Consider the following 23,866-nt stretch of genomic DNA (forward strand, 5'->3'; position numbering starts at 1 on the left):
GCTTAAAATTGTATTATTTTGAAGCAACTCTACCGATGGTGATAAAAAAAACCTTCATACGGGTGGTGACTTATGCAAGAATAATGCTATATTAATGCTTATTGAACACTAGCGATACCAATCAATTCTATATCCAAAATGACACTGTCAAAATTTATCAAAATAATTAGATATACTATTACAATAGCTTTCTAAGTAGTTTGTAAGTGGTTTTTTGATATAGTATTTTTTGGGTTAATTCAGAAAATTTATTATGATTAATAATACAATTTATTAATCATAATAAAACTGGTAAGTGTTTTTTCTAATCCACTGACCGGAGGTGACTATGGATGAATATTCACCCAGATATTACGATACTGCTGAATTAAAGTATTTATGTGATAGCCTTAACAATGATGCGATATTATCGCTACATAAGACTAAAACGCATTGGATTAATGATTTAAGTTCACAGCAAAGTACGAATTTGAATGAGTTAATAGAGCATGTGGCTGCATTTTTTTGGAAATTTAAGATAAAATACCCTAGTGAACGCTTAGTCATCTCTCTAGTTGATGAATATCTTGATGAAACTTATAATTTATTTGGTAGTCCATTAATCACATTAAATGAATTTTCAGATTGGCAAAAAATGAATACTCACTTAATTGATGAATTAAATAACGATTTAAAGTGTTCAGTAGCCAAACTATGATGCATTTACCCCCTCCACGATCAAAGAAATTTAAAAGTTTTAAATTATGAATGAAAGACAGGAAAATATGACTAAAACAGACTATCTGATGCGTTTAAGAAAATGCACGACTATTGAAACATTAGAGCGTGTTATTGAAAAAAATAAATATGAGCTATCTGATGATGAACTCGAACTGTTTTTTTCCGCTGCTGACCATCGTCTAGCAGAACTAACAATGAATAAACTGTATGACAAAATTCCAGCATCTGTCTGGAAATATGTTCGATAAGCAACAGCACCTAATATCAGATAGCATTTGTTTTAGCCGATAAGTTAATTATTCTATCGGCTAGATGCTTTTATATGATTTATTAAAATAAGTTATTAAAATAAGTTATATCAATTAAAGCTACTGTTAGATTGAACTGTTCAAAACAATTATTAGTCTATGAGATTATTCATATCGCTATCGCTCACCATAAAAACCACTTACATGAGTAATCCCCATTAAATAATAATTGTAAGTTATTACAATTATACGATTTATTGTATTTTAATCACAACATAAGTATATTTAAAATCTAAACAATATAGAAATATCAATTTTCATTAAATACTTATTTTTCATATTATAAATTTTATTAAAATCATACTATTAAGAATAAACTAATAAAATTAGATATTTTAACCATGGAATAAAAAGTTTAATGATACCAATAGCAACATACAAGAAAGAGTGTAAAGAAATATAACGATGAGATTTAGATTGGGTGGGAACCCTGTCAGCGACATCCCGGCACACACATCCCCTGCCATGGCTGCTTCCTTCCGGACCTGACCAAGTTAACAAGTTAGCATTGCGGGAGAACCAACAGGATCCCCATTGAGTACTTCTAATAAAGCGAGGGCATTATGCGTGATATAAAAAAGAATAGCAACAATTGAGCCACTAACCGCTCAGTTATTATACAATGACATTTTGATTAATAGCGAATATCATTAATTTAGCTTAATAAACGCCCATTGTATATTAATAACCATTTATCAATCAGCCATCACTATCAACAGCTGTCAGCACCATATCAACATTATTATCCACGCCATTGTTTACCACTTCATAGAGAGATTCGGTGACATACCATAATTTTCCTTCTACTGAAATCGTAGCACTTACAATAACTTTTGCATCTGGTCTAACTTCACTTTTTTTATAATTAATTTCAAAGGGAAACGGCGATTGATGACCCTTTGTATTATAAGATTTTTGAGAAAGGATAACAGAAGGAACGCCAAATAAAGAGGCATCCGATAAAGTTACAGTAATAATGGCATTTTTAGGCAACGCAATGCGTTGTAATACCATGATAGATCCATTTACGGTATTAATATCCGTAGTATTCTTACTAGCATCATCTTTCGGTGCAAAAAACTCTATATTTTTTCCATTACCTTCACACGAAGATAATACGAAAATAGATGCTAAGGCGATGATTACATTATAAACCTTCATATCACGTTCCCGATGACACATTTTGTTAAATTTAAATTACCTTACTTATACAAATACATATTTTCTTACTCAATTTAATCAATTATACACAAATTTATAGTTAGCATAGCTAGATAATCATCAATTAAAGTTAGTTTTTGCTAAAAATGACCTTCTATAATCTGATAAAAATAAAATTTAAATTCAGTAAAATAACAACAAATAAGCTAAGTAATTACACCTAAGCCAGTGATTGTAAACATAATAATAGATATCGTTAACGAGTTTAAAATATCTATTTCTATACTAAATATGCCCCTCATTAAACGTAATAAAAATTAAATCTCCTACCTCTTTAATCCTTTTAGTGGGAGAATATTTTACATTGAACTATGATGAATTAGGTAAAAGTTGATTATGAGTCCAGCATTAAAAAATCTGATTGAATTAATGAAGCTCGAAAAAATTGAGGAAGGTTTGTTTCGAGGACAAAGTGAAGATCTTGGTTTACCTCAAGTATTTGGCGGCCAAGTTGTTGGGCAAGCAATGTATGCAGCAGAGCAAACCGTACCAAATGAACGAATGATTAATTCGTTTCATAGCTATTTTCTTCGCCCTGGAGATAGTCGTCGACCAATTATCTATGATGTTGAAATATTAAGAGATGGCGGCAGTTTTAGTGCGCGTCGTGTTAGTGCTATCCAGCATGGTAAACCTATTTTTTACATGACCGCTTCATTTCAAACTCAAGAAGATGGATATCAGCATCAAAATTTAATGCCTGATATTCCTGGGCCTGATAACTTAATTTCTCAAGATGAAATTATAAAAAAAATAGCGGCTAATCTTCCTGAGCCAATAAAAAAATACGCATTACGCCCTAATCCCTTTGAATTTAGACCGATTGAATTTTACAGTCCATTTGACAATAAACCACAGGAACCAAATCGCTATATTTGGTTTAAATCACAAGGAGAATTACCAAATATTCCTTCTTTGCATCATTATTTATTAGGCTATGTTTCTGACTATAACTTTTTACCAACCGCACTTCAGCCACATGGTCGCGGATTTATGGAAAAAAACTTACAAGTAGCAACAATAGATCACTCTATGTGGTTCCATCGTCCATTTAAGCTCGATGAATGGCTATTATATGCCATTGAAAGCCCTTCAGCCTCTGGTGGACGTGGGTTTGTTAAAGGACAAATTTATGACCAGAGAGGAAACCTGATCGCAACTGCGGTGCAAGAAGGTTTGATGCGGATACGTGATAATTAGCCATTAACGGTAGATGAGATAACTGATTGTAAATAGATAAGATATTATAAATAATGCCAGCATTATACTGTAATGCTTGTCAGTTAAGCATCCAATAATGCCGCAATGTATATCGTTGCGGCTTTTTCTTTATGGCCCGGGGTAATATCTTTGTCATCGAGCGGGCAGAATAAATTAACTCTACCACTTCAAAGCTCAACTAATTCATCTTCAATGCCTAGTTTTCCTGAACCTAATTTTCCAGTACATAATATTGCGAGCCGGTATCCCGTATTTTCTATATCTGATATTTACCAATGACACAATAAATCGAATGTATAAAATTTTTTATCGAATATTGTCAGAGAATGGCTGAGGTCAGTCAGAGTAACAGTGTTCATTTGCTGTCGGCACGAACTCTGCATCATTTTCGGGGTATCGGGTATACGCCAAAGCGTCCCATCTCTGAGCATCAAAATTAACTCACTCCCGTTCAACAAAGGTCATATTTCCAACCAGAGCTATCTTATTTTCTCAAAGACTTTGCGAATAATATCTTCACCTAGCAGCTGTCAAGCCTAAACAATCACGCTTCGTGTGACATAATGCGATTTTCTGGATAAAAGCAATATAGAGATGTGAAGCAAACTGAGTTATAGAAAGTGACCTGAAAATCGACATTCCAGTAACATCTCAAACCATCATTTACACCGGAAGTCTATATTTATGTAGAGTAATAATACCAGTATTGATCAAATATACTTTGATGAGTTCAGTAGAAAGGAGAACAGAAAAAGTAGCAAGCTTTTTTTGGTAGAAATGAAACAATAATATCAATAACTTAGATAAATAAAATCCGTAACCTTAGGAAGACTACGGATTTTTACAGAACTGGAGTATCGTTCTATTTTATTCTTAACCAATCGATATCAGAGCATTATTCTGCCATTTAACTTTTATTTTATAACTGTCTCAAAAGAGATTAATTTCTGAAATTTGATCATTCGTTACAGCTCGTTATTAACAATAGTTGTAGTAAGTAATCACTTACAATTAATAGCTTAAAGCTCTAATATATTAGCTAATTAATTATATGCACTTTCACCATGTGATGTTACATCTAGACCTTCACGCTCTTGTTCAATACTAACTCTTAAACCCACAGTCATATCGGCAAATTTAAAGGCGCATGCAGCAACAATGGCTGTCCAAACGATACATATCACAATACTTAATGCCTGCACTCCTGCTTGCTTAGCCATGGTCATGCCTTCTGCATAGCCGGTTCCACCAAACACCGAGGCGGTTAAAATACCGGTTAATAAGCAGCCTATAATTCCACAAACACCATGCACTCCAAAGACATCACAGACATCATCTGCTTTCAGCCAGCGTTTTAACACCACAACCCCCCATAAACCAGCAGCACCGCAGAGTAATCCAATAATTAATGCGCCGCCAATACCGACTGTTCCTGCAGCAGGTGTAATCCCAACTAATCCAGCAAGGCATCCTGATGATGCGCCTAATAATGAAGGCTGACCGCGGAATAACCATTCAGAGAGTGTCCATGACAATATCGCCCCCGATGTTGCAACAACTGTATTAATAAATGCTAAGGCTGCGACCTCATCTGCGGCACCAGCAGATCCGGCATTGAAACCAAACCAACCGATAAATAAAATAGCCGCGCCAATGAATACCATTGGTAAGTTATGCGGTTTAATCGCTTCTTTGCCCAAACCAGCACGCTTGCCTAAAAAGTAAGCCCCCACTAACCCTGCAACTGCAGCATTAATATGAACGACCGTTCCTCCAGCAAAATCTAACGCGCCATCTTGAGATAACCAACCTCCCCCCCAAACCATATGAGCCATCGGTAAATAAGCAAATGTCGTCCAAATCAGACTAAAAATAAGTACTGCAGAGAACTTAATACGTTCACTTAATGCGCCGGCGACTAATGCAACGGTCAGGCTAGCAAATGCGCCCTGAAAAACAACATGTATAAATTGAGGAATAGAGCCTGTCATACTGCTTAAAGTAATATTTTTCAGCATCACTTGATCAAAACCACCAAAGAAATCATTACCTTCACTGAAAGCGATACTGTAGCCATATACAATCCAAATAACAGAAACTAAAGCAAAAATAACTACCACTTGAGCCATCAAGGATAATACGTTTTTCGCTCTTAGTAAGCCGCCATAAAATAGTGCTATCCCGGGCAAGATCATAAATAAGACTAATGCAGTGCAAATCATCATAAAGGCATTATCTGCTTTATCTAATGTCGCCGGCTCAGATACAGCCATGAACGGTAAGCAAGTAAGTACTAACATTAAACTTCTATAAAATAACTTGTTCATCATTCATCTCCTAAATAGCATCATCAGCTTTTTCACCTGTACGGATCCGCACCACTTGCTCTAAATCTAATACAAAAATTTTACCGTCACCCACCTTGCCAGTTTTAGCGGCCTGTTCAATTGCCTCAATTACTGGCTCGAATTGCTCCTCTGTGACAGCTATTTCCATTTTTACTTTGGGCAAGAAATCGACGGTATACTCGGCACCACGGTAAAGTTCTGAATGACCTTTTTGACGACCGAAACCACGAATCTCTGAAATAGTTAATCCTTGAATACCGATATCAGATAACGCTTCGCGGACATCCTCTAATTTGAAAGGTTTAATAATTGCAATAATGTATTTCATATTATTCTCCGCTCGCGTATGAATATAATATCTTATCTATCTCAATTTATTGGTCGATGATTATAAAAATTAGCGCTTTGGATAATTAGTAATAAACATCTTTCCCCTGCTTTTAATTGCCTAAATAAATAACTACAATTTATATAAAGCAATCTATATGCCAATATTAAAATTATTTAATTATCAATTAGATAACAAAAAAAAATGGCAACAGTTATACTGTCGCCACTAAATTTGCATTATTTTCGTGCGTTATGAGATTAAGACATTAAATTAATAAAGGATCATCAGTCGATACATTCAACGATTCACCCACTTGTTGAAGCTGATACATTTGGTGATAGCGGCCTTTTCGTTGCAATAATTGTTGATGAGTTCCTTGCTCAACAATTGCACCACGATGAAGCACAACAATTTGGGAGGCTTCGACAATCGTTGATAATCGATGAGCAATAACAACTAACGTCGTCTTTTTGCGAATTAAATATAATGCCTTCTGAATTGCTTGCTCAGTTCCAGAGTCAATATTGGCCGTCGCTTCATCTAATATCAATATTTTAGGGGTTTGAACTAATACTCTAGCCATCGCTAATAATTGCTTTTGCCCTGCAGATAAAGTATTTCCTTGCTCACCTAACGCTGAATCTAATCCATTCGGCAAAGAACTTACATGTTCGGCTAATTGCACCATCTCTAGCACTTGCCAGACCCTTTCTTCAGAAATATCACGACCTAAGGCAATATTATCAAAAAATGAGGCAGCCAAAACCACTGGATCTTGCTGAACCATAGCAATACCATTACGCAAAACTTGATGGGATAAGGTATGTAATGGACGGTCATCAAGATAAATATCACCTTGTTGCCAAGGGTAATAACCCATTAATAAATTAGCGATAGTGCTTTTTCCACTTCCCGTATGCCCAACTAGCGCTAAAAAACCATGGGCTGGGACATGCAAATTAATATTTTGCAGCACCGGGCGATCTTTTTTATAACTGAAAGATAAATTTTTAATATCGATTTTACCACTGTTTAATGGTGCAATTTCTTGTCCATATGCTTGTTGTGGGCTATCCATCAATTCAAAGACTCTTTCACCGGACACAACCGCTTGTTGTAGCATAGATTGCTGAGAGGTTAATTCTATTAGTGGTTGATTTAAACGCCCTAAATAATTGATAAACGCGTATAAAACTCCAACCCCTACCGTTTCTGTTCCTTCAAAGCCAAATAATAATAAAAGGCCACATAAAATAGCAGCAGAAAATAGACTTAATAATGGACGCAGCAAAATACCATCTAATTTAAGTGCCTGCATTCGTGCATTATAGTGATCTCGGCTGGCTGAAAACATTTTTTCGCCAAATCTAGCCTGCTGACGAAACTGTTGTATCACGGTCATTCCATTAATAATTTCGTTAAACCCATTATTAATATCCGCTAAATAAGATCTTACTCGTCTGACAATCGGCGTACTCAAACGTTGATAAATAACCATCACCACAAATACCGCCGGAAAAATTAATATCGCGATCGATGCCATTCGCCAGTCAAGTGAATACATCGCAATCAACATGGCACAAACTAAAGCCAAACTACGAAATACTGTAGGAACCACAGTGATAAATAAATCTTTAATCACTTCGGTATCATTAGTTACCCTTGAAATTAATTGACCTACCGGCTGATTATCAAAAGCACTCAGAGGCTGACGAATAGCTGCACTCATCGTATCTGTTCGGAGTTGCTGAACAACACCAACAGATGCGCGATTAAATAGAATAGTTTGATAATAATGAAGCACAGCTGCGGTAATTTGCAGCACAATAAAAGCAATGGCGAGCAATACCGTCATTGATAACTCAACCGTCTTGGTCGCGACCATATTATCAATAAAATAACTCACTAATAATGGGCCACTAACTTCAGCCAATGCCGCAACCCACAACATAATAATCGCAATAACCATCGGCTTTCGGTGAGCTTTTCCGTAAGAAAGTAACCGCTTAAGCGCTGGCCATAAAGGACGTTTTTGACTCATTAGTAATCATCCAATTCGGCTTCAATCTGCTGGTAATGATACATATCTTTATACCAACCCATTGATGATATTAACTGTGTATGCGTGCCTTGTGCAGCGATCGCCCCCTGAGATAATACCAATATATTATCTGCTTCAGTTAGTGCGGATAAACGATGAGCACTAATAATTAAGGTACGATCAGTACGCCATTGAGTCAGATTTTGTAAAATTTGATATTCAGTCTGGCCATCTACGGCCGATAACGCATCATCTAAAACTAATATTTCAGCATCTAATAATAAGGCGCGAGCAATAGAGATTCTCTGTTTTTGCCCACCTGATAACATGACCCCACGCTCACCAACTTGTGTATGATAACCTTCTGGTAGGCGCATAATATCATCATGCACATTGGCTAAACGTGCCGCAATAATAATTTCATCTTCCGTTGCTTCGGGTTTTCCTAAGGCGATATTCTCAGCAATGCTGGCCGAAAACAAAAACGGATTTTGATTAACTACAGCCAAACGAGCTCGCCAGTTATCCAGCTTAATTTCTCGTAGATCAATTGATTGGAACAATATAGACCCTTCGCTTAAATCAAACTGACGTTGTAACAAAGCAATTAATGTTGATTTTCCAGATCCCGTAGGACCACAAATTCCCAATAATTCCCCCGGCGATAAAGTAAATTGAATATTATGTAATGACGCTCTTTGTGCTTCAGGATAAATGAAACGAGCAATATCAACGTGCAATTGGCCTCTCATTGGCTTCAATAGTTCTTGCCCTTCATTTACACTAGGTGTTTCATCGAGTAAAGAACGTATGCGACTATAAGCTGCGCTCCCTCTCTCAACGATATTAAACATCCATGCAAGTGCTAGCATTGGCCAAATCATTAAACCTAAGTACATGATAAAACTTGTTAATTCACCTAGCGTAAGCGTGCCATGCAATACCATCCAACTCCCACCACCTATCGCCAATAAATTAGCCATACCAATGGCAATAAAAATAGTAGGATCAAATCGGGCATCAATTTCAGCCACGTGCATATTGCGGCGCCCGGTCTCGGTTGCGACCTGTTCAAATTGATTGGATTGATTATCTTCCAAACCAAATGCTTTGATCATCCGAATACTAGTTAAGCTTTCTTGCGCCTGATTATTCAATAACGAGAATGCCCCTTGCGCATGTTTAAAACGGTGATGTAATTGATCACCATAGCGTTTTATTACTAATGCCATAATTGGCATGGGAACCAAAGCTAAAAGAGTCAGTTGCCAACTGATATCTATGCTCATCATAATTAACACCGCGCAACCCATAACTAATGAATCCACCAGCGTTAAAACACCTTCACCCGCCGCAAAAACGACACGATCAACATCATTGGTTGTACGCGCAATAAGATCGCCCGTACGATGACGTAAATAAAAAGCCTGATCTTGCTGACTAAGTTGCTGATAAATTTTTTGCCTTAATTGTATTGCTAGCTTATAGGAGGCACCAAATAACCAAAGACGCCAAATATAACGTAAACCATAAACGAGTAATGCAATTCCTAGCATTACTGCAACCCACACTACTAATTGCTGACGACTCATGGTTTCGCGACTGATACCATCGATAACCAGCCCCACAAGGCGTGGAGGTATTATTTGTAATATTGCTATAAGTACCAAAAAGCAAACAGCGCCGGTATAACGCCGCCACTCACTGAGAAAATACCAGCGTAGCTGAGAAAATAATCGCACGTTTTATTGCCTTGAACGGTTAGTAAAAAATACCAAAGAATAAGATAAGTCGATATTTAATATCGCAGTATCTATAAATTTATTAATTAGTCTGGGATTGGCAATGCCGTAGTATACTTTATTCGTTCCATCGCAAAACTGGAGGTGACATCAATCAATCCCTGCACTCCATTGACTAACTTTTTATAAAATAAATCGTATGATTTCATATCTCTGACTTCAACTTGCATCAAATAGTCGTATTCACCGGCCATCCGATAGAATGCCATCACTTCTGGCATTTGATTAACAAAAGTTACGAATTGTTCATACCATTCACTGTTATGGTGCTGTGTTCTGATCATTACAATGACAGTTAATCCTAAACCTAGCTTTTCACTGTCTAATAAGGTCACTCGACCTAAAATATATCCTTCATCTTCAAGGCGTTTTAATCTTTTCCAACAAGGTGTTGAGGTTAAGTTGACCGCTTCTGCTAATGTATTCAACGAAACGCTGCTATCAACTTGTAAGAGACTAAGAAGTTTTTTATCTATTTTATCTAACATCTGATTAATCCACTTGAAGGCTCATTTTGCTCCCCTGATAGTATCAAGCGTATTAGATCAAACACTGCCAGGAAATTATTTTTTATATTTTATAATAAACTCAGAAAAATTTTATCTAGATTGAGCGATATAGACATTATATGATTCATTTTTAACAATAATACAGAAAATCAACTGGCATTACTCTCAGTAGGTAAGTCTCCTGCCGAATTATTCGGCTAGCATATATCGCTTAAAATACTCTTCATTAATAAACAAAACTCAGTAAGCAAAGAGCTATCAATCAGCTTACAATGACGTATAGCAAATTGATGTAACATATTAGCAAATAACTGGCTAGGGCTTGAGAATAGCCAATAGCCGATAAATATTTATCGGGAGATATAAGTAATGAAACGTGCAGTTGTAGTGTTCAGTGGTGGTCAAGATTCAACAACTTGCCTAATTCAAGCACTTAAAAATTATGATGATGTCCATTGTGTCACTTTTGACTATGGACAACGCCACCGTGCGGAAATTCAAGTTGCCCAACGACTGAGTAAAAATCTTGGTGCTTCAGCGCATAAAACGCTGGATGTGACTTTACTAAATGAACTCGCGATTAGTAGTTTAACTCGGGATAATATTCCGGTACCCGATTTCTCTGAAAGTGAAAAGAGTGCGATCCCTAGTACTTTTGTTCCTGGCCGCAATATTTTATTTCTTACTCTCGCGGCTATTTATGCATACCAAGTTCAAGCAGAAGCCGTTATCACTGGGGTCTGTGAAACAGACTTTTCCGGTTATCCTGATTGCAGGAATGATTTTGTTAAAGCATTAAATACAGCGGTTTCTGCGGGCCTTGCTCGTGATATTCGTTTCGAAACACCATTAATGTGGCTCGATAAAGCGGAAACTTGGGCACTAGCTGACTACTATGAACATTTAGAAACAATCCGCCAAGACACATTAACTTGCTATAACGGTATTCAAGGTGATGGCTGTGGCGAATGTGCTGCTTGCCACCTTAGGGCAAATGGTTTAGAGCGTTATCAAGATAATAAATCAGCAATTATGCAGTCAATGAAACAAAAAGTAGGTTTAGCGTAATCTTTATCAACTAAGCTGAAATAGACTGAGCTAAACAAATGTCATCTTTATCCTCTGTAAGATAAAGATGACGACTCAACACAATAAAAATTTATGCTAATTTTCATCATTTACATCAAGTATCTGCCTCAATTTATCCGTGATCGGTAACGCCTTATTGGTTATTAAATCAATAAAAACAAAAGTAATTGTCGCATCAGAAACTAATTCTTTGGTTTGATTTCTCTCGCGGGTTATCTGCTGATAGCACACCGCACTTTTTTCGCCTATTTTCTGTATTGAGGAACTAATCGTTAATTGATCTCCTAATACAGCCCCAATGCGGTAATTAACATTAATATTAACTGCCACCATAGCCATTTTATTTAGCATCATCCATTCTTTAAGCTGATTTTTATCTAGCCATGCCCAGCGATCCATTTCATAAAATTCAAGATAGCGAGCATTATTTACATGACCAAAAACATCTATATGATAACCAATAACTTTAATTTGTGATGCCATATCAACCTCGATATAATTATAAAGTGGTTATAACATAACAAATAATAAATTAATTTTTTGATAGCTTTTCTAACTTACGAAGTACATCACAATAATTAAACATAAATAATAAAAATAATTAATAAAAATAAAATAACCACCAAAACAATTAGTTATGGTGGTTAAAGCTATTTATAACTTGAGTTTATCTCTATTATTTTCGATGAATAAAGGCCCTATCCCATTAACTTCTTGTAAGTTTTCAATGGATTTAAAATCGCCAAATTTTTCTCGGTAATCAATAATTGCTTGTGCCTTACGAACACCAATACCACTTAGCTTTAAGGCTAACTCATCGGCATCAGCTTTATTAATATTAACCAAATCATTGGATGTAGTAGAAACTACAGCCGGTTCTTTGGTTAATGTATCGCTCTCTCTCTTATCTGGTTTACTTTTCGAAATTAATTTGCCCACTAACTCTGAGCTGGTATCTGCTTTTGCTTTATCCGCCAGCACTAATGTGGGTACCACTGATAGCAATGATGTAATAAATATTAAGGCCGTTCCTAGTTTTCTTTGGTTATTCCATAACATGATTTATTTCTCCTTTAAGCGAGCTTTCATCATGCCTGAATAAATTCTCCAAACCGCTCCTTATCGATAAAAACAAGAAAGGCAACCCAAAGGTAGCCTTTCTGTTACAGCAAAATAAGATTATTTTGCGAGCCCGTACATATTTCTGTGAGAATTATTATTCCACTTTCTGTTCTTTATGTTAGGCGTTAGCTTCAAGCTGTTATTCTAAATTCAAAACTTCAACTTTTGCATTATCACGCAAATTAATCATCAATGTTTCCTGCATCGCTGCACTCATTAATGCTTTATATTGCTGAGCAAAACCTTGTAAATCTTGATCTTCAGGCTGACCGGCAATAACTTTATCTAACTGAATAATAACCACGTTACCTAAACTATCACGCGCGCTAGCAAACGTTGGTTTGTCTTCCTGTGGTTCAGGCATTGAAAATGCCGTATCTACAATCGGATTTTGCTGTTCAAGACGAGTCACGGTCTTAGATGCATCAAAATGTACGCCAGCTTCAGTTAATGCCGCTTCGCCTTTACCGTCTTTTAACGCCGCTAACAGCTTGGTACTTTCAGCTTGTAATGCAACTTCTGCTTTTTGACGCTTCACCAGATCGGTAATCTCTTGTTTAACGCTATCAAATGGTTGTACTGCTTCAGGTTTATATTCATCCACTCGAATAACAAATGCACGATCACCTTCGACATTAATAACGTCAGAGTTTAATCCGGTGGTGCCATTGGCATCAACTAAACGATCACTAAATATTTCAGCAATAACTTTATTGAAATTCAGTTCTTGTGGCGGATTATTACGATCAAACCAATCGGTGGTGACTTTTTTAATTCCTGCCGCTTCTTCTGCTGAAATCAATGATTCATTATCATTTGTCGCTGCATCACTGACTTTTTGTTGCAAGTCATAAAATTGTTTAATTTCAGAATCTTGACGTAAAGTCGTTTCAATTTGTGACTTCACTTGATCCAGCGGCTTAATCACTTCCGGTTTAATATCGTCTAAACGAAAGATAATATAGCCCGCCGTTGATTTAATCGGTGCAGAAAATTGACCTTTCTCTGTCAGATTAGCATCAATAATCTCGCTCGGCGTAGATGTTGCTTCCATCCAACCAATTACACCTTTATTCGCCGCACTAAATTTATCCGTAGATTTTTCGCTAGCAAGCGTCGCAAAATCAGCACCTTGTTTTAACGCTGATTCAATTTCAGCGGCCTCTTCTGGAGTCGCAACTTGGATCATACTGTATTGTTGCTGTTGAGGCTGAGTAAAGTTCTTCAGATTCTGCTCATAGTAAGTTTTAATTTCTTCATCTGTAATTTTTACGTCAGAAGACATATTCGCAGCATCTAATTTGATATAGCTGACTTTAACTTTTTCAGGGGAAAGGAAACTACTTTGATTGGAGTGATAATAATCCTGTAGTTCTTGTTCCGTAACTGTCTGTTTTTTATGCATATCAGCTAAAGACAAGGTTGCAGAACGAATATCGCGTTTCTGCATAATTAATTCAGCGTAGGCTTTAACTTCTGAAGGTAAAGCAAACTCGGTTCCGCTAAATGTATTTCCTAGCTGTTCTCTGACTAAATCCTGACCAATTTGTTGTGCCAAATTATCAGCATTTATATTGTATTGAGCGAGTACTGCACGATATCTGTCACTATTGAATTGGCCATCAACTTGGAAGATAGGCATTTCAAAAATGCTCTGTTTAATCTGAGCATCGCTGGCAGAAAGACCAAGTTTGTTAGCATATTGATTGAATAAAGACACATTAATTAAGTTTTCAAGTGCCTGACGACGCAACTGATTCATCGTTTGTTCATTGCTAGCAACTTCAGAAAATCTATCGCCCAGACGTTCCTGCATCGTTTGTCTTTCTTGTTGAAAAGCCTGTTGCAGTTGTGCGCGAGAAATTGGCTGGCCATTAACTTCAGCTGCATCATTCGCAGATCCACTAATCAGATAACCACCGACGCCGGTTAATACAAACGACACCATGATTACACCCAGCACGATTTTAAGCACAGGACTGTTCGCCGCCGTGCGTAGATTGTCCATCATAAAAAGGCTTAACTCCGCTTTGTTGATTTCAATTAGCTAATGATACGCTATCTTAAACTTTAATAGAAAAAAAAGCGCATCATTTCCATGATGCACTCTATATTATCCTAACCGCGCTGATGAGTCAGTGTCAGTTTCTCTAAAATAAGCAGAAATAATAACCTGATACTGAATAATTATGAATTAACAGCGTCTTTTAAGGCTTTTCCTGGACGGAATTTAGGCACTTTGGTCGCTGCTATCTCAATTTTCGCACCTGTCTGTGGGTTACGACCAGTACGGGCAGCGCGATCACTCACTGCAAAAGTACCGAATCCAACTAATGCAACATCGTCACCTTGTTTTAAAGAGTCTGTAATTGATGCTACGAAAGTATCAACAACACGACCTGCTGCGGCTTTAGAAATATTTGCATCTGCTGCGATTTGATCAATTAATTGTGATTTATTCACGCTTATTATCCCCATAATTAGTTTGGCTATCACTTTGAGCTTTAAAATAGCCCTTAATGTGATGTTGTCGTTATATCAATACTGATAATTAATGGCAAGAGAACATATTCTCCACACATAATTATCAGAATCTTCGTTTAGATTAATTTCACAAAAAAAAGACTGACAAGCGTCAATTGCACTGTCAGTCTTTTATTCTGAGTGGTTGATTAAACTCGCTCTGTTATTACTGTTTAGTTACCACTTCCATACCCATCGGTGGATTTTGCAATGCTAATGCCAAAACCTCTTCAATAGTTTTCACTGGATGAATTTCTAAATCAGCAATCACGTTATCTGGAATTTCTTCCAAATCACGTTTATTTTCTTCAGGGATCAGAACCACTTTAATACCACCACGATGCGCCGCTAATAATTTCTCTTTTAGCCCGCCAATTGGCAATACTTGCCCCCTCAACGTTATTTCACCGGTCATAGCAACTTCAGCGCGTACAGGATTACCTGTTAAACAAGAAACCAGTGCGGTTGACATCGCAATACCGGCGCTTGGACCATCTTTTGGTGTTGCCCCTTCAGGCACATGCACATGGATATCACGTTTTTCATAGAAATCACTATTGATACCCAATTTGTCCGCACGCGCTCTGACTACGGTTAATGCAGCCTGAATTGATTCTTGCATAACTTCACCCAGTGAACCGGTGTAAGTTAATTTTCCTTTTCCAGGAACACAAGCGGTTTCAATTGTCAGCAGATCGCCGCCTACTTCAGTCCATGCTAGTCCAGTGACTTGGCCCACACGGTTTTCAGTATCGGCACGACCGTAATCGACTTTACGTACACCTAAGAAATCTTTCAAATTGTCAGCGGTAATATCGATATGCTTAAGGGATTTATCCATCAGCAAGGTTTTTACAGCTTTACGGCACAATTTAGAAATTTCACGTTCGAGACTACGTACGCCAGCTTCACGGGTATAGTAACGAATAATCCCCATAATTGCGCTTTCATCGATGGTTAATTCGCCTTTTTTCAATGCATTACGCTGAAGCTGTTTAGGCAACAAATGCTGCATTGCGATATTCAGTTTTTCATCTTCGGTATAACCGGAAAGACGAATAACTTCCATACGGTCAAGCAATGGCGCAGGAATATTCATCGAGTTTGAGGTCGCGACAAACATTACATCAGACAAATCATAATCGACTTCTAAATAATGATCATTAAATGCAATATTTTGCTCTGGATCTAATACCTCAAGTAAGGCTGAAGCAGGATCGCCACGCATATCGGATGACATCTTATCGATTTCATCTAATAAGAATAATGGGTTTTTAACCCCAACTTTAGCCATTTTCTGGATCAGTTTACCCGGCATAGAGCCAATATAGGTACGACGATGCCCACGGATTTCCGCTTCATCTCGTACGCCACCTAAGGCCATGCGCACGTATTTACGACCTGTCGCTTTGGCGATAGATTGGCCTAACGAGGTTTTACCTACCCCTGGAGGCCCCACCAAACATAGAATGGGCCCTTTAATTTTACTAACCCGGCTTTGTACCGCGAGATACTCAAGAATACGTTCTTTAACTCGCTCAAGACCGTAATGATCGCTATCTAACACTTCCTGCGCTTTAATCAGGTCTTTTTTCACTTTACTGCGCGCATTCCATGGAACTTGGATCATCCACTCAATGTAACTGCGAACCACTGTGGCTTCCGCTGACATTGGTGACATCATTTTCAGTTTTTGTAACTCTGCTTCCGCCTTTTCATGTGCCTCTTTCGGCATTTTGGCTTCTTCAATTTTACGTTTCAGAGATTCATATTCATCAGGCGTATCATCCATCTCGCCTAATTCTTTCTGAATCGCTTTCATTTGTTCGTTCAGATAATATTCACGCTGGCTTTTTTCCATCTGCTTTTTAACGCGATTACGAATGCGTTTTTCAACTTGCAGCAGATCGATTTCAGATTCCATCATTTCCATCAGATATTCTAGGCGCTCGCCTACATCTGACATTTCTAATACACGCTGTTTATCCGCTAATTTCAACGGCATATGTGAAGCGATGGTATCTGCTAATTTATCAACGTCATCAATTGCATTTAGTGAAGTTAAAACTTCTGGTGGGATTTTTTTGTTCAGTTTGATATAGCCTTCAAACTGATTAATCGCCACACGGATTAATGCTTCTTGTTCTTTTTCATCAACAGCTTCAGACGTTAGGTACTCAGCCTGAGCCAAGAAATATTCACCATTATCTGTCAGTGTGCTGATATGGGCACGTTTTAAACCTTCTACCAGTACTTTGACTGTCCCATCGGGCAGTTTCAACATTTGTAGAACGGAAGCTACGGTACCGACAGAAAAAAGATCATTTACCCCTGGCTCATCAGTTGAGGCTTCTTTTTGGGCAACCAGCATTACCTGCTTGTCATGATCCATCGCTGCTTCCAGACTGTGAATGGATTTTTCACGTCCAACAAACAGTGGGATCACCATATGTGGGTATACCACTACATCACGCAGAGGCAATACGGGTATTTCAATGCGTTCGGAACGCTCAGGATTCATAAAGCTCTCTCTTCGTTTAGCTTACGCCAATTTAAGGGTTTCAAGGCACAAAGTGATCGAAACCGCACCTCAGAATATAAACTATATGGGGACAAGATTTTGACATTCAATAGTAATAAAGCGATTAAAAACAAAATGAGGGGATACCCCTCATTTTGCATAATGCGCTATTGATGGAAAATCCTAAGTGTTAATTATCACCAGAAGCTTGAGCATCAGGTTTACTGTAAATCAACAATGGCTCTGACTGCTCATTAATTACATTTTCATCAACGATAACAGTCGCTACATCGTCCATGGAAGGTAAGTCATACATTGTATTTAACAGAACACCTTCAACGATAGAACGTAAACCACGTGCCCCAGTTTTACGGGCCATGGCTTTCTTAGCAATTGCTTTTAACGCATCATCGCGAAACTCGAGCTCAACGCCTTCTAAATTAAATAATGCCTGATATTGTTTAGTCAGTGCATTCTTTGGCTCTTTCAGAATTTGAATTAAGGCTTCTTCACTCAGTTCAGTCAATGTTGCAACCACTGGCAAACGACCAATGAACTCAGGGATCAGTCCAAATTTAATCAAATCTTCAGGCTCTGCTTGAGACAGTAATTCACCTTCTGTGGCTTTTTCTGACTCACCTTTCACTTCTGCCGCAAAACCAATACCAGAACGAGTATTGATACGTTGGCCGATAACTTTATCTAATCCAGCAAATGCACCACCACAAATAAATAGAATTTTAGAGGTATCTACCTGTAAAAATTCCTGCTGTGGATGCTTACGTCCACCTTGAGGTGGAACTGCAGCTACTGTTCCTTCAATCAGTTTCAGCAGCGCCTGCTGAACACCTTCACCAGAAACATCTCGGGTAATCGATGGATTATCTGATTTACGAGAAATTTTATCAATTTCATCAATATATACGATACCACGTTGTGCTTTCTCAACATCGTAGTCGCATTTTTGCAATAATTTCTGAATAATATTTTCGACATCTTCACCGACATAGCCGGCTTCTGTCAGCGTTGTTGCATCTGCCATAGTAAACGGCACATCCAAATAACGCGCTAATGTTTCTGCCAGTAATGTTTTACCGCTACCTGTTGGACCAATTAGCAAGATATTACTTTTACCAAGCTCAATGCCCTCACTGGTTTTATCGCCATTACGCAGACGTTTATAGTGGTTATAAACCGCGACGGCCAGAACTTTTTTGGCTTTTTCTTGACCAATAACATAATCGTCTAAATGTTGACGAATTTCATGCGGCGTTGGCAAAGCACTGCGCTCACGATGAGGCGCTAATTCTTTGATCTCTTCACGAATAATATCATTGCAAAGATCGACACACTCATTACAAACATATACTGACGGGCCGGCTATCAGCTTACGCACTTCATGCTGACTCTTGCCGCAGAAAGAGCAGTACAACAGTTTCCCTGAACCCTCTTTGCGCTTATCTGTCATCAGTTGACCTCACTTATATGCGACTATCTTGCTTTTATTTAGAGCAGATAGGAAAATTTCATCGCGCTATTATCGATAGCATGAAAGATTGAAACTACCAATATCCTAGCGTTATTTCACGGGAGTAATCGGTAATTCACTCATTCATCAAGCTCGATTATCCACGGTTAGTATAAATATGATCGACCAGACCGTAATCTTTTGCTTCTGGTGCAGACAAGAAGCGATCACGCTCGGTATCACGATTAATTTCTTCTAATGTTCTACCTGTATGGTGAGCCATTAGCTGGTTCATACGCGCTTTAACTTTTAATATTTCTTGAGCATGGATTTCAATATCCGTTGCCTGACCTTGATATCCACCTAATGGTTGGTGGATCATAACGCGAGAGTTCGGCAAACAGAAACGTTTACCTTTCGCGCCAGCGGTCAATAAAAATGCGCCCATTGAACAAGCCTGCCCCATACAAATGGTACTTACGTCAGGTTTGATAAATTGCATTGTGTCATAAATAGACATCCCTGCGGTGATAACACCACCAGGCGAGTTTATGTAAAGATGAATATCCTTTTCTGGATTTTCAGCTTCTAAGAATAACATCTGAGCAACCACCAGATTGGCCATATGATCTTCCACCTGACCCGTCAGGAAGATAATACGTTCTTTTAATAAACGAGAGTAAATATCATACGAACGTTCACCCCGAGAGGTCTGCTCAATGACCATTGGCACCAATGCCATATGGGGTGCTAAGTGATCCTGACTGTCAAAATGTGACATTTCTATCTCCTATTTAAATCTTACTGGTGCTTGAGCTTAATAATTTAATCTAGAATGACACTCGTCACGCTAAAAAATGGCGATTTTTTAATTAAATAATGCGTTTTACTCGCCTATTTTATCATTCACTGTTTATTTATAGCTTGTACAACGCATTATTTACAAGGTGCTATTTACTCGGCGTTATCGACAAACATATAACTAACAAGCGAGCGGCCTATAACTACCGCAGTAGTTATTATTGGTGTTATTACAGGCGAAAATAATTTAGCGTCATCTAAAATAGTTTAACACAAGTGAACTGGGATACACGGACTTCTCGCGCGTCAGCAAACAACAGACTTATTATAAATAAAAAAAATCCAGAACTACTCTGGTTATTTTTAGAGCAATAAAAAGTATCTATGCCCGGACTATATACGAACTATGTACGAACTATGTACAGACGACTTTTAGTATGACTTAAAATATCTGGGGATTAATTATTTTTTTTCAAGGTCTATCAGTATTCTTGCCACTTAATAGACAAAAAACCCGTAGTTAATCACTACGGGTTTCTTACTTAAGAACATCTCAGAAAAGAGAGGATTAACCCATCTGAACTTGATTCATCAGCTCAGTGAAGTTAGTTTCTTTTTCTGTAACTTTCGCCGCTTCCAGTAATTTTTCTACTGCTTGCTCTTCAAGAGCTAAGTTGCGAACGCTATCCATCAACTCATTGTTCTTGCTGTAGTATTCGATAACTTCAGCAGGATCTTCATAAGCAGATGCCATTTCTTCGATCAGAACTTTGACACGATCTTCATCAGCTTTCAGCTCATTAGTGCGAATAACTTCACCTAACAGCAGACCGATAACAACGCGACGTTTAGCTTGTTCTGCAAACAGTTCACGAGGCAGTTCCATCGCTTGTTTTTCATCGCCACCGAAGCGTTGTGCTGCTTGACGACGCAGAACATCGATTTCACCATCGATAACTGCAACAGGAACATCGATGTCATTCGCTTTAACCAGGCCATCAAGAACCTGAGCTTTAACACGGCTGCGAATTGCATTTTTCAATTCACGTTGCATGTTTTTACGAACTTCAGCACGCAGACCGTCTAAAGTACCATCAGCGATACCGAAACGTTTGATGAATTCTTCAGTAAATTCTGGCAGTTCACGTTGTTCTACTTTTTTCAGAACGATTGCAAACTTAGCCGCTTTACCTTTCAGGTTTTCAGCATGGTAATCTTCTGGGAAGTTAACATCGATATCGAATTCTTCACCAGCTTTATGACCAACAACACCTTCTTCAAAACCTGGGATCATGCGGCCTTCGCCCATAACCAGCGCGAAATCTTCAGCTTTTCCGCCTTCGAATTCTTCGCCATCGATAGAACCAGAGAAGTTAACAGTAACACGAGAATCAGCCGCAGCGGCTTCGTCAGTTTCTTTCCACTCTGCTTGTTGTTTACGCAGAGTATCCAGCATGTTATCAACGTCTTCTTCTTTAACTTCAACCGCTGGTTTTTCAACTTCAATGGTATCTAAACCTTGTAGTTCGATTTCTGGGTAAACTTCAAATTCTACAGAATAAGTGAAGTCTTTACCGTCTTCAAACTGCTCAGGTTTATAGCTCGGTGCGCCGGCTGGATTAACTTTGTTTTCAATGATTGCATTGATAAAGTTACGTTGCATAACGTCACCTAGAACATCCTGAAGTACAGATGCGCCATAACGCTGTTTAACGATGTGCATTGGTACTTTCCCTTTACGGAAGCCATCAATGCGAACTTTTTTCGCAGCATTCACTAATTCACTATTTACTGCTTTTTCAATATCGGCAGCAGGAACGGTGATTGTTACACGACGCCCAAGGCCTTGAGTCGTTTCAACAGAAACTTGCATCTTGTTACCTCAAAAAAAAATCTTAGTGCTCGGTCAACTCCAGAGTTATGTCAACGGTATAAACCGACAACAATCTCCCTTCCAGAACCGGGGCCGCCATATTGACGAACGATAATCCCTGTATCAGAAGCATCCCGAAACCTTACTGAAAATTAGACGCAACATTATACCGATGCATGAGGGTTGAGTCGAGAAAAGCCGATAAAAGAGGCAATTATTCCTGTTTTTTGTGACTTTTCTGACTTATATGCGCTAAAACCCCCCACTTACCTGGAGAAAAAACAACCAGACCGGTATTCGATCGCGATAAATATAAATAAAACACCTTCACCGAGAAAATGAAATCACCACATTATCGGCAAGCCAGTTATTTTATTTATCCTTAACGACATATTAACTGCAATGTCTTCGATAACTTAGGTTTTCTACAACCCTATTTTATATGGGTAGATTTCTACTGCTTTATCTTATGCAACTAAGCTTTATACAACTAAGCTTTATACAACTATATTTTTATAAAACTATATCTTCTACAACTATACCTTAAATAATGTCCGGCATGCAGAAGACAATGGCTGATAAATTGACTTATTAAGTGTGCCGGATAGTCCAACAGAGTCAACACCCTACGCTAGAATTATCTTATCTACGGTAGGATTAATGTTTACCACCGCCGCGACATGCAGGCGATGACAACTTCGTATCTTGTAATTCATGCCATTCTTGCGGTGTATAAGTATGTAGAGCCAAAGCATGAACACTGCCCGCCAGTTCTTCAGAAAGAAGCGCATAAATCGCCCGATGGCGAGCTATCATACGCTGTTCAGCAAACAGCTCAGTAACAATAATAACTTTGAAATGGCTTTCTGCACCGGGCGCCACATTATGTTGATGACTTTCATTAATAACATCGATAAATGTTGGCGAAAATTTTTGCTGCAATTTAGCCATAATGTGTTGCTGTAGATTCTCTGTTTGCTGTTCAGACATAAGGTAACCTCTTGGTAAACGGTATTTTTCAACTATATTTTTTACAAATATCATAATTGCTATCATCGCGGTAATTGAATAATCTCATATTCCAAAATAATCGAGATTTTTATTATCTTCGCCAATGATAGGGATATCTGATAATGCCAAGGCAGTGTTATAATAATCGCAATAGATTTTATTGCCCGAATAATGGTAACTCAAATCAGACATTGTTGTGAGTAATGCTGTAATTTAACTGAATTATCTACGATTTTATATTTTATGACGCCATCTATACGATAGAATTAAATCGTTGGGTATCCCCGAATAAAGATGCACATTAACGGAACATATTTAATTAAGAAAGATTAACCGGGAAAAAATTATGCTGAAAAGACTCTGTTTTCCACTTTTTGCTATCTTGTTGCTGGCAGGCTGCGCAGCACCGAATAATACCTTATCTTTAGAGCCTAAAATTACGCTACCAGCACAAAATCAGGCACAAGGAACACGCTCAATTAGTATCACTAGCGTGGATAATCGCAGTTCAAAATCATTAGCAGAAATTAATCGTGATGGAAAATTAGTACAATTAATGCCTTCACGTGATCCTCGTTACTTGCTGCAAGAAGCGGTCGAAAAACAAATGAATGCACGCGGTTTTACCATTAGTTCACCGGCAAATATTAATTTAGTTATTCAATTGAATAGCCTGAACGCCAATGTTCAAGAAGGCAGCTTACGACATAATATTACCGCACAAGCTAACGTAACCATTGATGCTCAAGCGCCAAATGGCTCCAAGACGACACGAACCTTCAATCGCAATTATAATGTGCGAGGACCGATGGGGGCTAGCAACGCAAAAATTGAAAGTGCCATTAATACCGCGCTAACCGATATTATTACTGATATGGCAAATGATCAGGATATTAGCCTGTTTATTAAACAAAATTCGAATTGATTTTTCATCATCTATACCTCAATACATACTCA

20 protein-coding genes and 1 other RNA gene are annotated in these 23,866 nt (G+C 38.0%); 5 read left to right on the forward strand and 16 right to left on the reverse strand.

The window, feature by feature from the left end; genetic code table 11:
• Positions 1–328 precede the first annotated feature (328 nt).
• Together tomB and MNY66_RS12840 are read left to right on the forward strand one after the other, a co-directional pair.
• Positions 329–697 carry an Hha toxicity modulator TomB gene (gene tomB / locus MNY66_RS12835; RefSeq protein WP_047256412.1) on the forward strand — a complete coding sequence of 123 codons (369 nt, stop codon included), beginning with the start codon at positions 329–331 and terminating at the stop codon, positions 695–697.
• Between the two features lie 67 nt (positions 698–764).
• Positions 765–968, forward strand: a complete 204-nt coding sequence (locus MNY66_RS12840; RefSeq protein ID WP_047256413.1) for an HHA domain-containing protein — start codon at positions 765–767, stop codon at positions 966–968.
• A 488-nt stretch (positions 969–1,456) separates the two neighbouring features.
• Here the strand turns inward: MNY66_RS12840 and ffs are convergent.
• Positions 1,457–1,553: signal recognition particle sRNA small type (gene ffs / locus MNY66_RS12845), an RNA gene on the reverse strand.
• Positions 1,554–1,727: 174 nt separating this feature from the next.
• Entirely contained in the window at positions 1,728–2,189 is a 462-nt protein-coding gene (locus tag MNY66_RS12850) for a YbaY family lipoprotein (protein WP_047256414.1), read from the reverse strand.
• Positions 2,190–2,585: 396 nt separating this feature from the next.
• Here MNY66_RS12850 and tesB point away from each other — a divergent pair, with 396 nt between their 5' ends.
• Positions 2,586–3,449: an acyl-CoA thioesterase II gene (gene tesB / locus MNY66_RS12855; protein ID WP_241501033.1), complete on the forward strand. Its 864-nt coding sequence runs from the start codon at positions 2,586–2,588 to the stop codon at positions 3,447–3,449.
• A gap of 1,064 nt (positions 3,450–4,513) precedes the next feature.
• Here tesB and amtB read toward each other — a convergent pair.
• The 5 genes from amtB to MNY66_RS12880 form a co-directional block, all read right to left on the reverse strand.
• Positions 4,514–5,770: an ammonium transporter AmtB gene (gene amtB / locus MNY66_RS12860; protein WP_420915525.1), complete on the reverse strand. Its 1,257-nt coding sequence runs from the start codon at positions 5,768–5,770 to the stop codon at positions 4,514–4,516.
• Between the two features lie 37 nt (positions 5,771–5,807).
• Positions 5,808–6,146: a P-II family nitrogen regulator gene (glnK, locus tag MNY66_RS12865; RefSeq protein ID WP_047256417.1), complete on the reverse strand. Its 339-nt coding sequence runs from the start codon at positions 6,144–6,146 to the stop codon at positions 5,808–5,810.
• A 268-nt stretch (positions 6,147–6,414) separates the two neighbouring features.
• The gene (locus MNY66_RS12870) at positions 6,415–8,190 is read right to left on the reverse strand and encodes a SmdB family multidrug efflux ABC transporter permease/ATP-binding protein (RefSeq protein ID WP_241501034.1); all 1,776 of its coding nucleotides are present in this window, start codon (positions 8,188–8,190) and stop codon (positions 6,415–6,417) included.
• Positions 8,190–9,932, reverse strand: coding sequence for a SmdA family multidrug ABC transporter permease/ATP-binding protein (locus tag MNY66_RS12875; RefSeq protein WP_241501035.1), 1,743 nt, complete (start codon positions 9,930–9,932; stop codon positions 8,190–8,192). The genes MNY66_RS12870 and MNY66_RS12875 overlap by 1 nt, the downstream gene beginning before the upstream one ends.
• Positions 9,933–10,018: 86 nt before the next feature.
• The gene (locus MNY66_RS12880; protein ID WP_047256420.1) at positions 10,019–10,480 is read right to left on the reverse strand and encodes an Lrp/AsnC family transcriptional regulator; all 462 of its coding nucleotides are present in this window, start codon (positions 10,478–10,480) and stop codon (positions 10,019–10,021) included.
• A 390-nt stretch (positions 10,481–10,870) separates the two neighbouring features.
• On the opposite strand from MNY66_RS12880, the gene queC reads away from it, so the two are divergent.
• Positions 10,871–11,569, forward strand: coding sequence for a 7-cyano-7-deazaguanine synthase QueC (queC, locus tag MNY66_RS12885; protein ID WP_047256421.1), 699 nt, complete (start codon positions 10,871–10,873; stop codon positions 11,567–11,569).
• 96 nt (positions 11,570–11,665) lie between these two features.
• Here the strand turns inward: queC and MNY66_RS12890 are convergent, their stop codons facing one another.
• From MNY66_RS12890 to bolA, 9 genes are all read right to left on the reverse strand, one after another.
• Positions 11,666–12,073: an acyl-CoA thioesterase gene (locus MNY66_RS12890; protein WP_241501036.1), complete on the reverse strand. Its 408-nt coding sequence runs from the start codon at positions 12,071–12,073 to the stop codon at positions 11,666–11,668.
• A gap of 171 nt (positions 12,074–12,244) precedes the next feature.
• Positions 12,245–12,649: a ComEA family DNA-binding protein gene (locus MNY66_RS12895; RefSeq protein ID WP_047256423.1), complete on the reverse strand. Its 405-nt coding sequence runs from the start codon at positions 12,647–12,649 to the stop codon at positions 12,245–12,247.
• A gap of 202 nt (positions 12,650–12,851) precedes the next feature.
• Positions 12,852–14,723: a peptidylprolyl isomerase gene (gene ppiD / locus MNY66_RS12900; protein ID WP_241501037.1), complete on the reverse strand. Its 1,872-nt coding sequence runs from the start codon at positions 14,721–14,723 to the stop codon at positions 12,852–12,854.
• 176 nt (positions 14,724–14,899) lie between these two features.
• A complete protein-coding gene (hupB, locus tag MNY66_RS12905; protein ID WP_047256425.1) occupies positions 14,900–15,175 on the reverse strand; it encodes a nucleoid-associated protein HU-beta in 276 nt (91 codons plus the stop codon).
• A gap of 226 nt (positions 15,176–15,401) precedes the next feature.
• Positions 15,402–17,756, reverse strand: coding sequence for an endopeptidase La (lon, locus tag MNY66_RS12910; RefSeq protein WP_241501038.1), 2,355 nt, complete (start codon positions 17,754–17,756; stop codon positions 15,402–15,404).
• Between the two features lie 190 nt (positions 17,757–17,946).
• Complete coding sequence (clpX, locus tag MNY66_RS12915; protein WP_047256427.1) at positions 17,947–19,224, reverse strand: ATP-dependent protease ATP-binding subunit ClpX; 1,278 nt, start codon at positions 19,222–19,224, stop codon at positions 17,947–17,949.
• Between the two features lie 157 nt (positions 19,225–19,381).
• On the reverse strand, positions 19,382–20,005 hold the full coding sequence (gene clpP / locus MNY66_RS12920) for an ATP-dependent Clp endopeptidase proteolytic subunit ClpP (protein WP_047256428.1): 624 nt from the start codon (positions 20,003–20,005) through the stop codon (positions 19,382–19,384).
• A 588-nt stretch (positions 20,006–20,593) separates the two neighbouring features.
• Positions 20,594–21,898 carry a trigger factor gene (gene tig, locus MNY66_RS12925; RefSeq protein WP_047256429.1) on the reverse strand — a complete coding sequence of 435 codons (1,305 nt, stop codon included), beginning with the start codon at positions 21,896–21,898 and terminating at the stop codon, positions 20,594–20,596.
• A gap of 657 nt (positions 21,899–22,555) precedes the next feature.
• A complete protein-coding gene (gene bolA / locus MNY66_RS12930) occupies positions 22,556–22,888 on the reverse strand; it encodes a transcriptional regulator BolA (RefSeq protein WP_241501039.1) in 333 nt (110 codons plus the stop codon).
• 367 nt (positions 22,889–23,255) lie between these two features.
• Between bolA and MNY66_RS12935 the strand changes: the two genes are divergently transcribed.
• Positions 23,256–23,834 carry a YajG family lipoprotein gene (locus tag MNY66_RS12935; RefSeq protein WP_047256431.1) on the forward strand — a complete coding sequence of 193 codons (579 nt, stop codon included), beginning with the start codon at positions 23,256–23,258 and terminating at the stop codon, positions 23,832–23,834.
• Positions 23,835–23,866 lie beyond the last annotated feature (32 nt).

Origin of the sequence: Moellerella wisconsensis (assembly GCF_022592395.1) — a bacterium.
In the GTDB taxonomy this organism is placed as follows: Bacteria; Pseudomonadota; Gammaproteobacteria; order Enterobacterales; family Enterobacteriaceae; genus Moellerella; species Moellerella wisconsensis.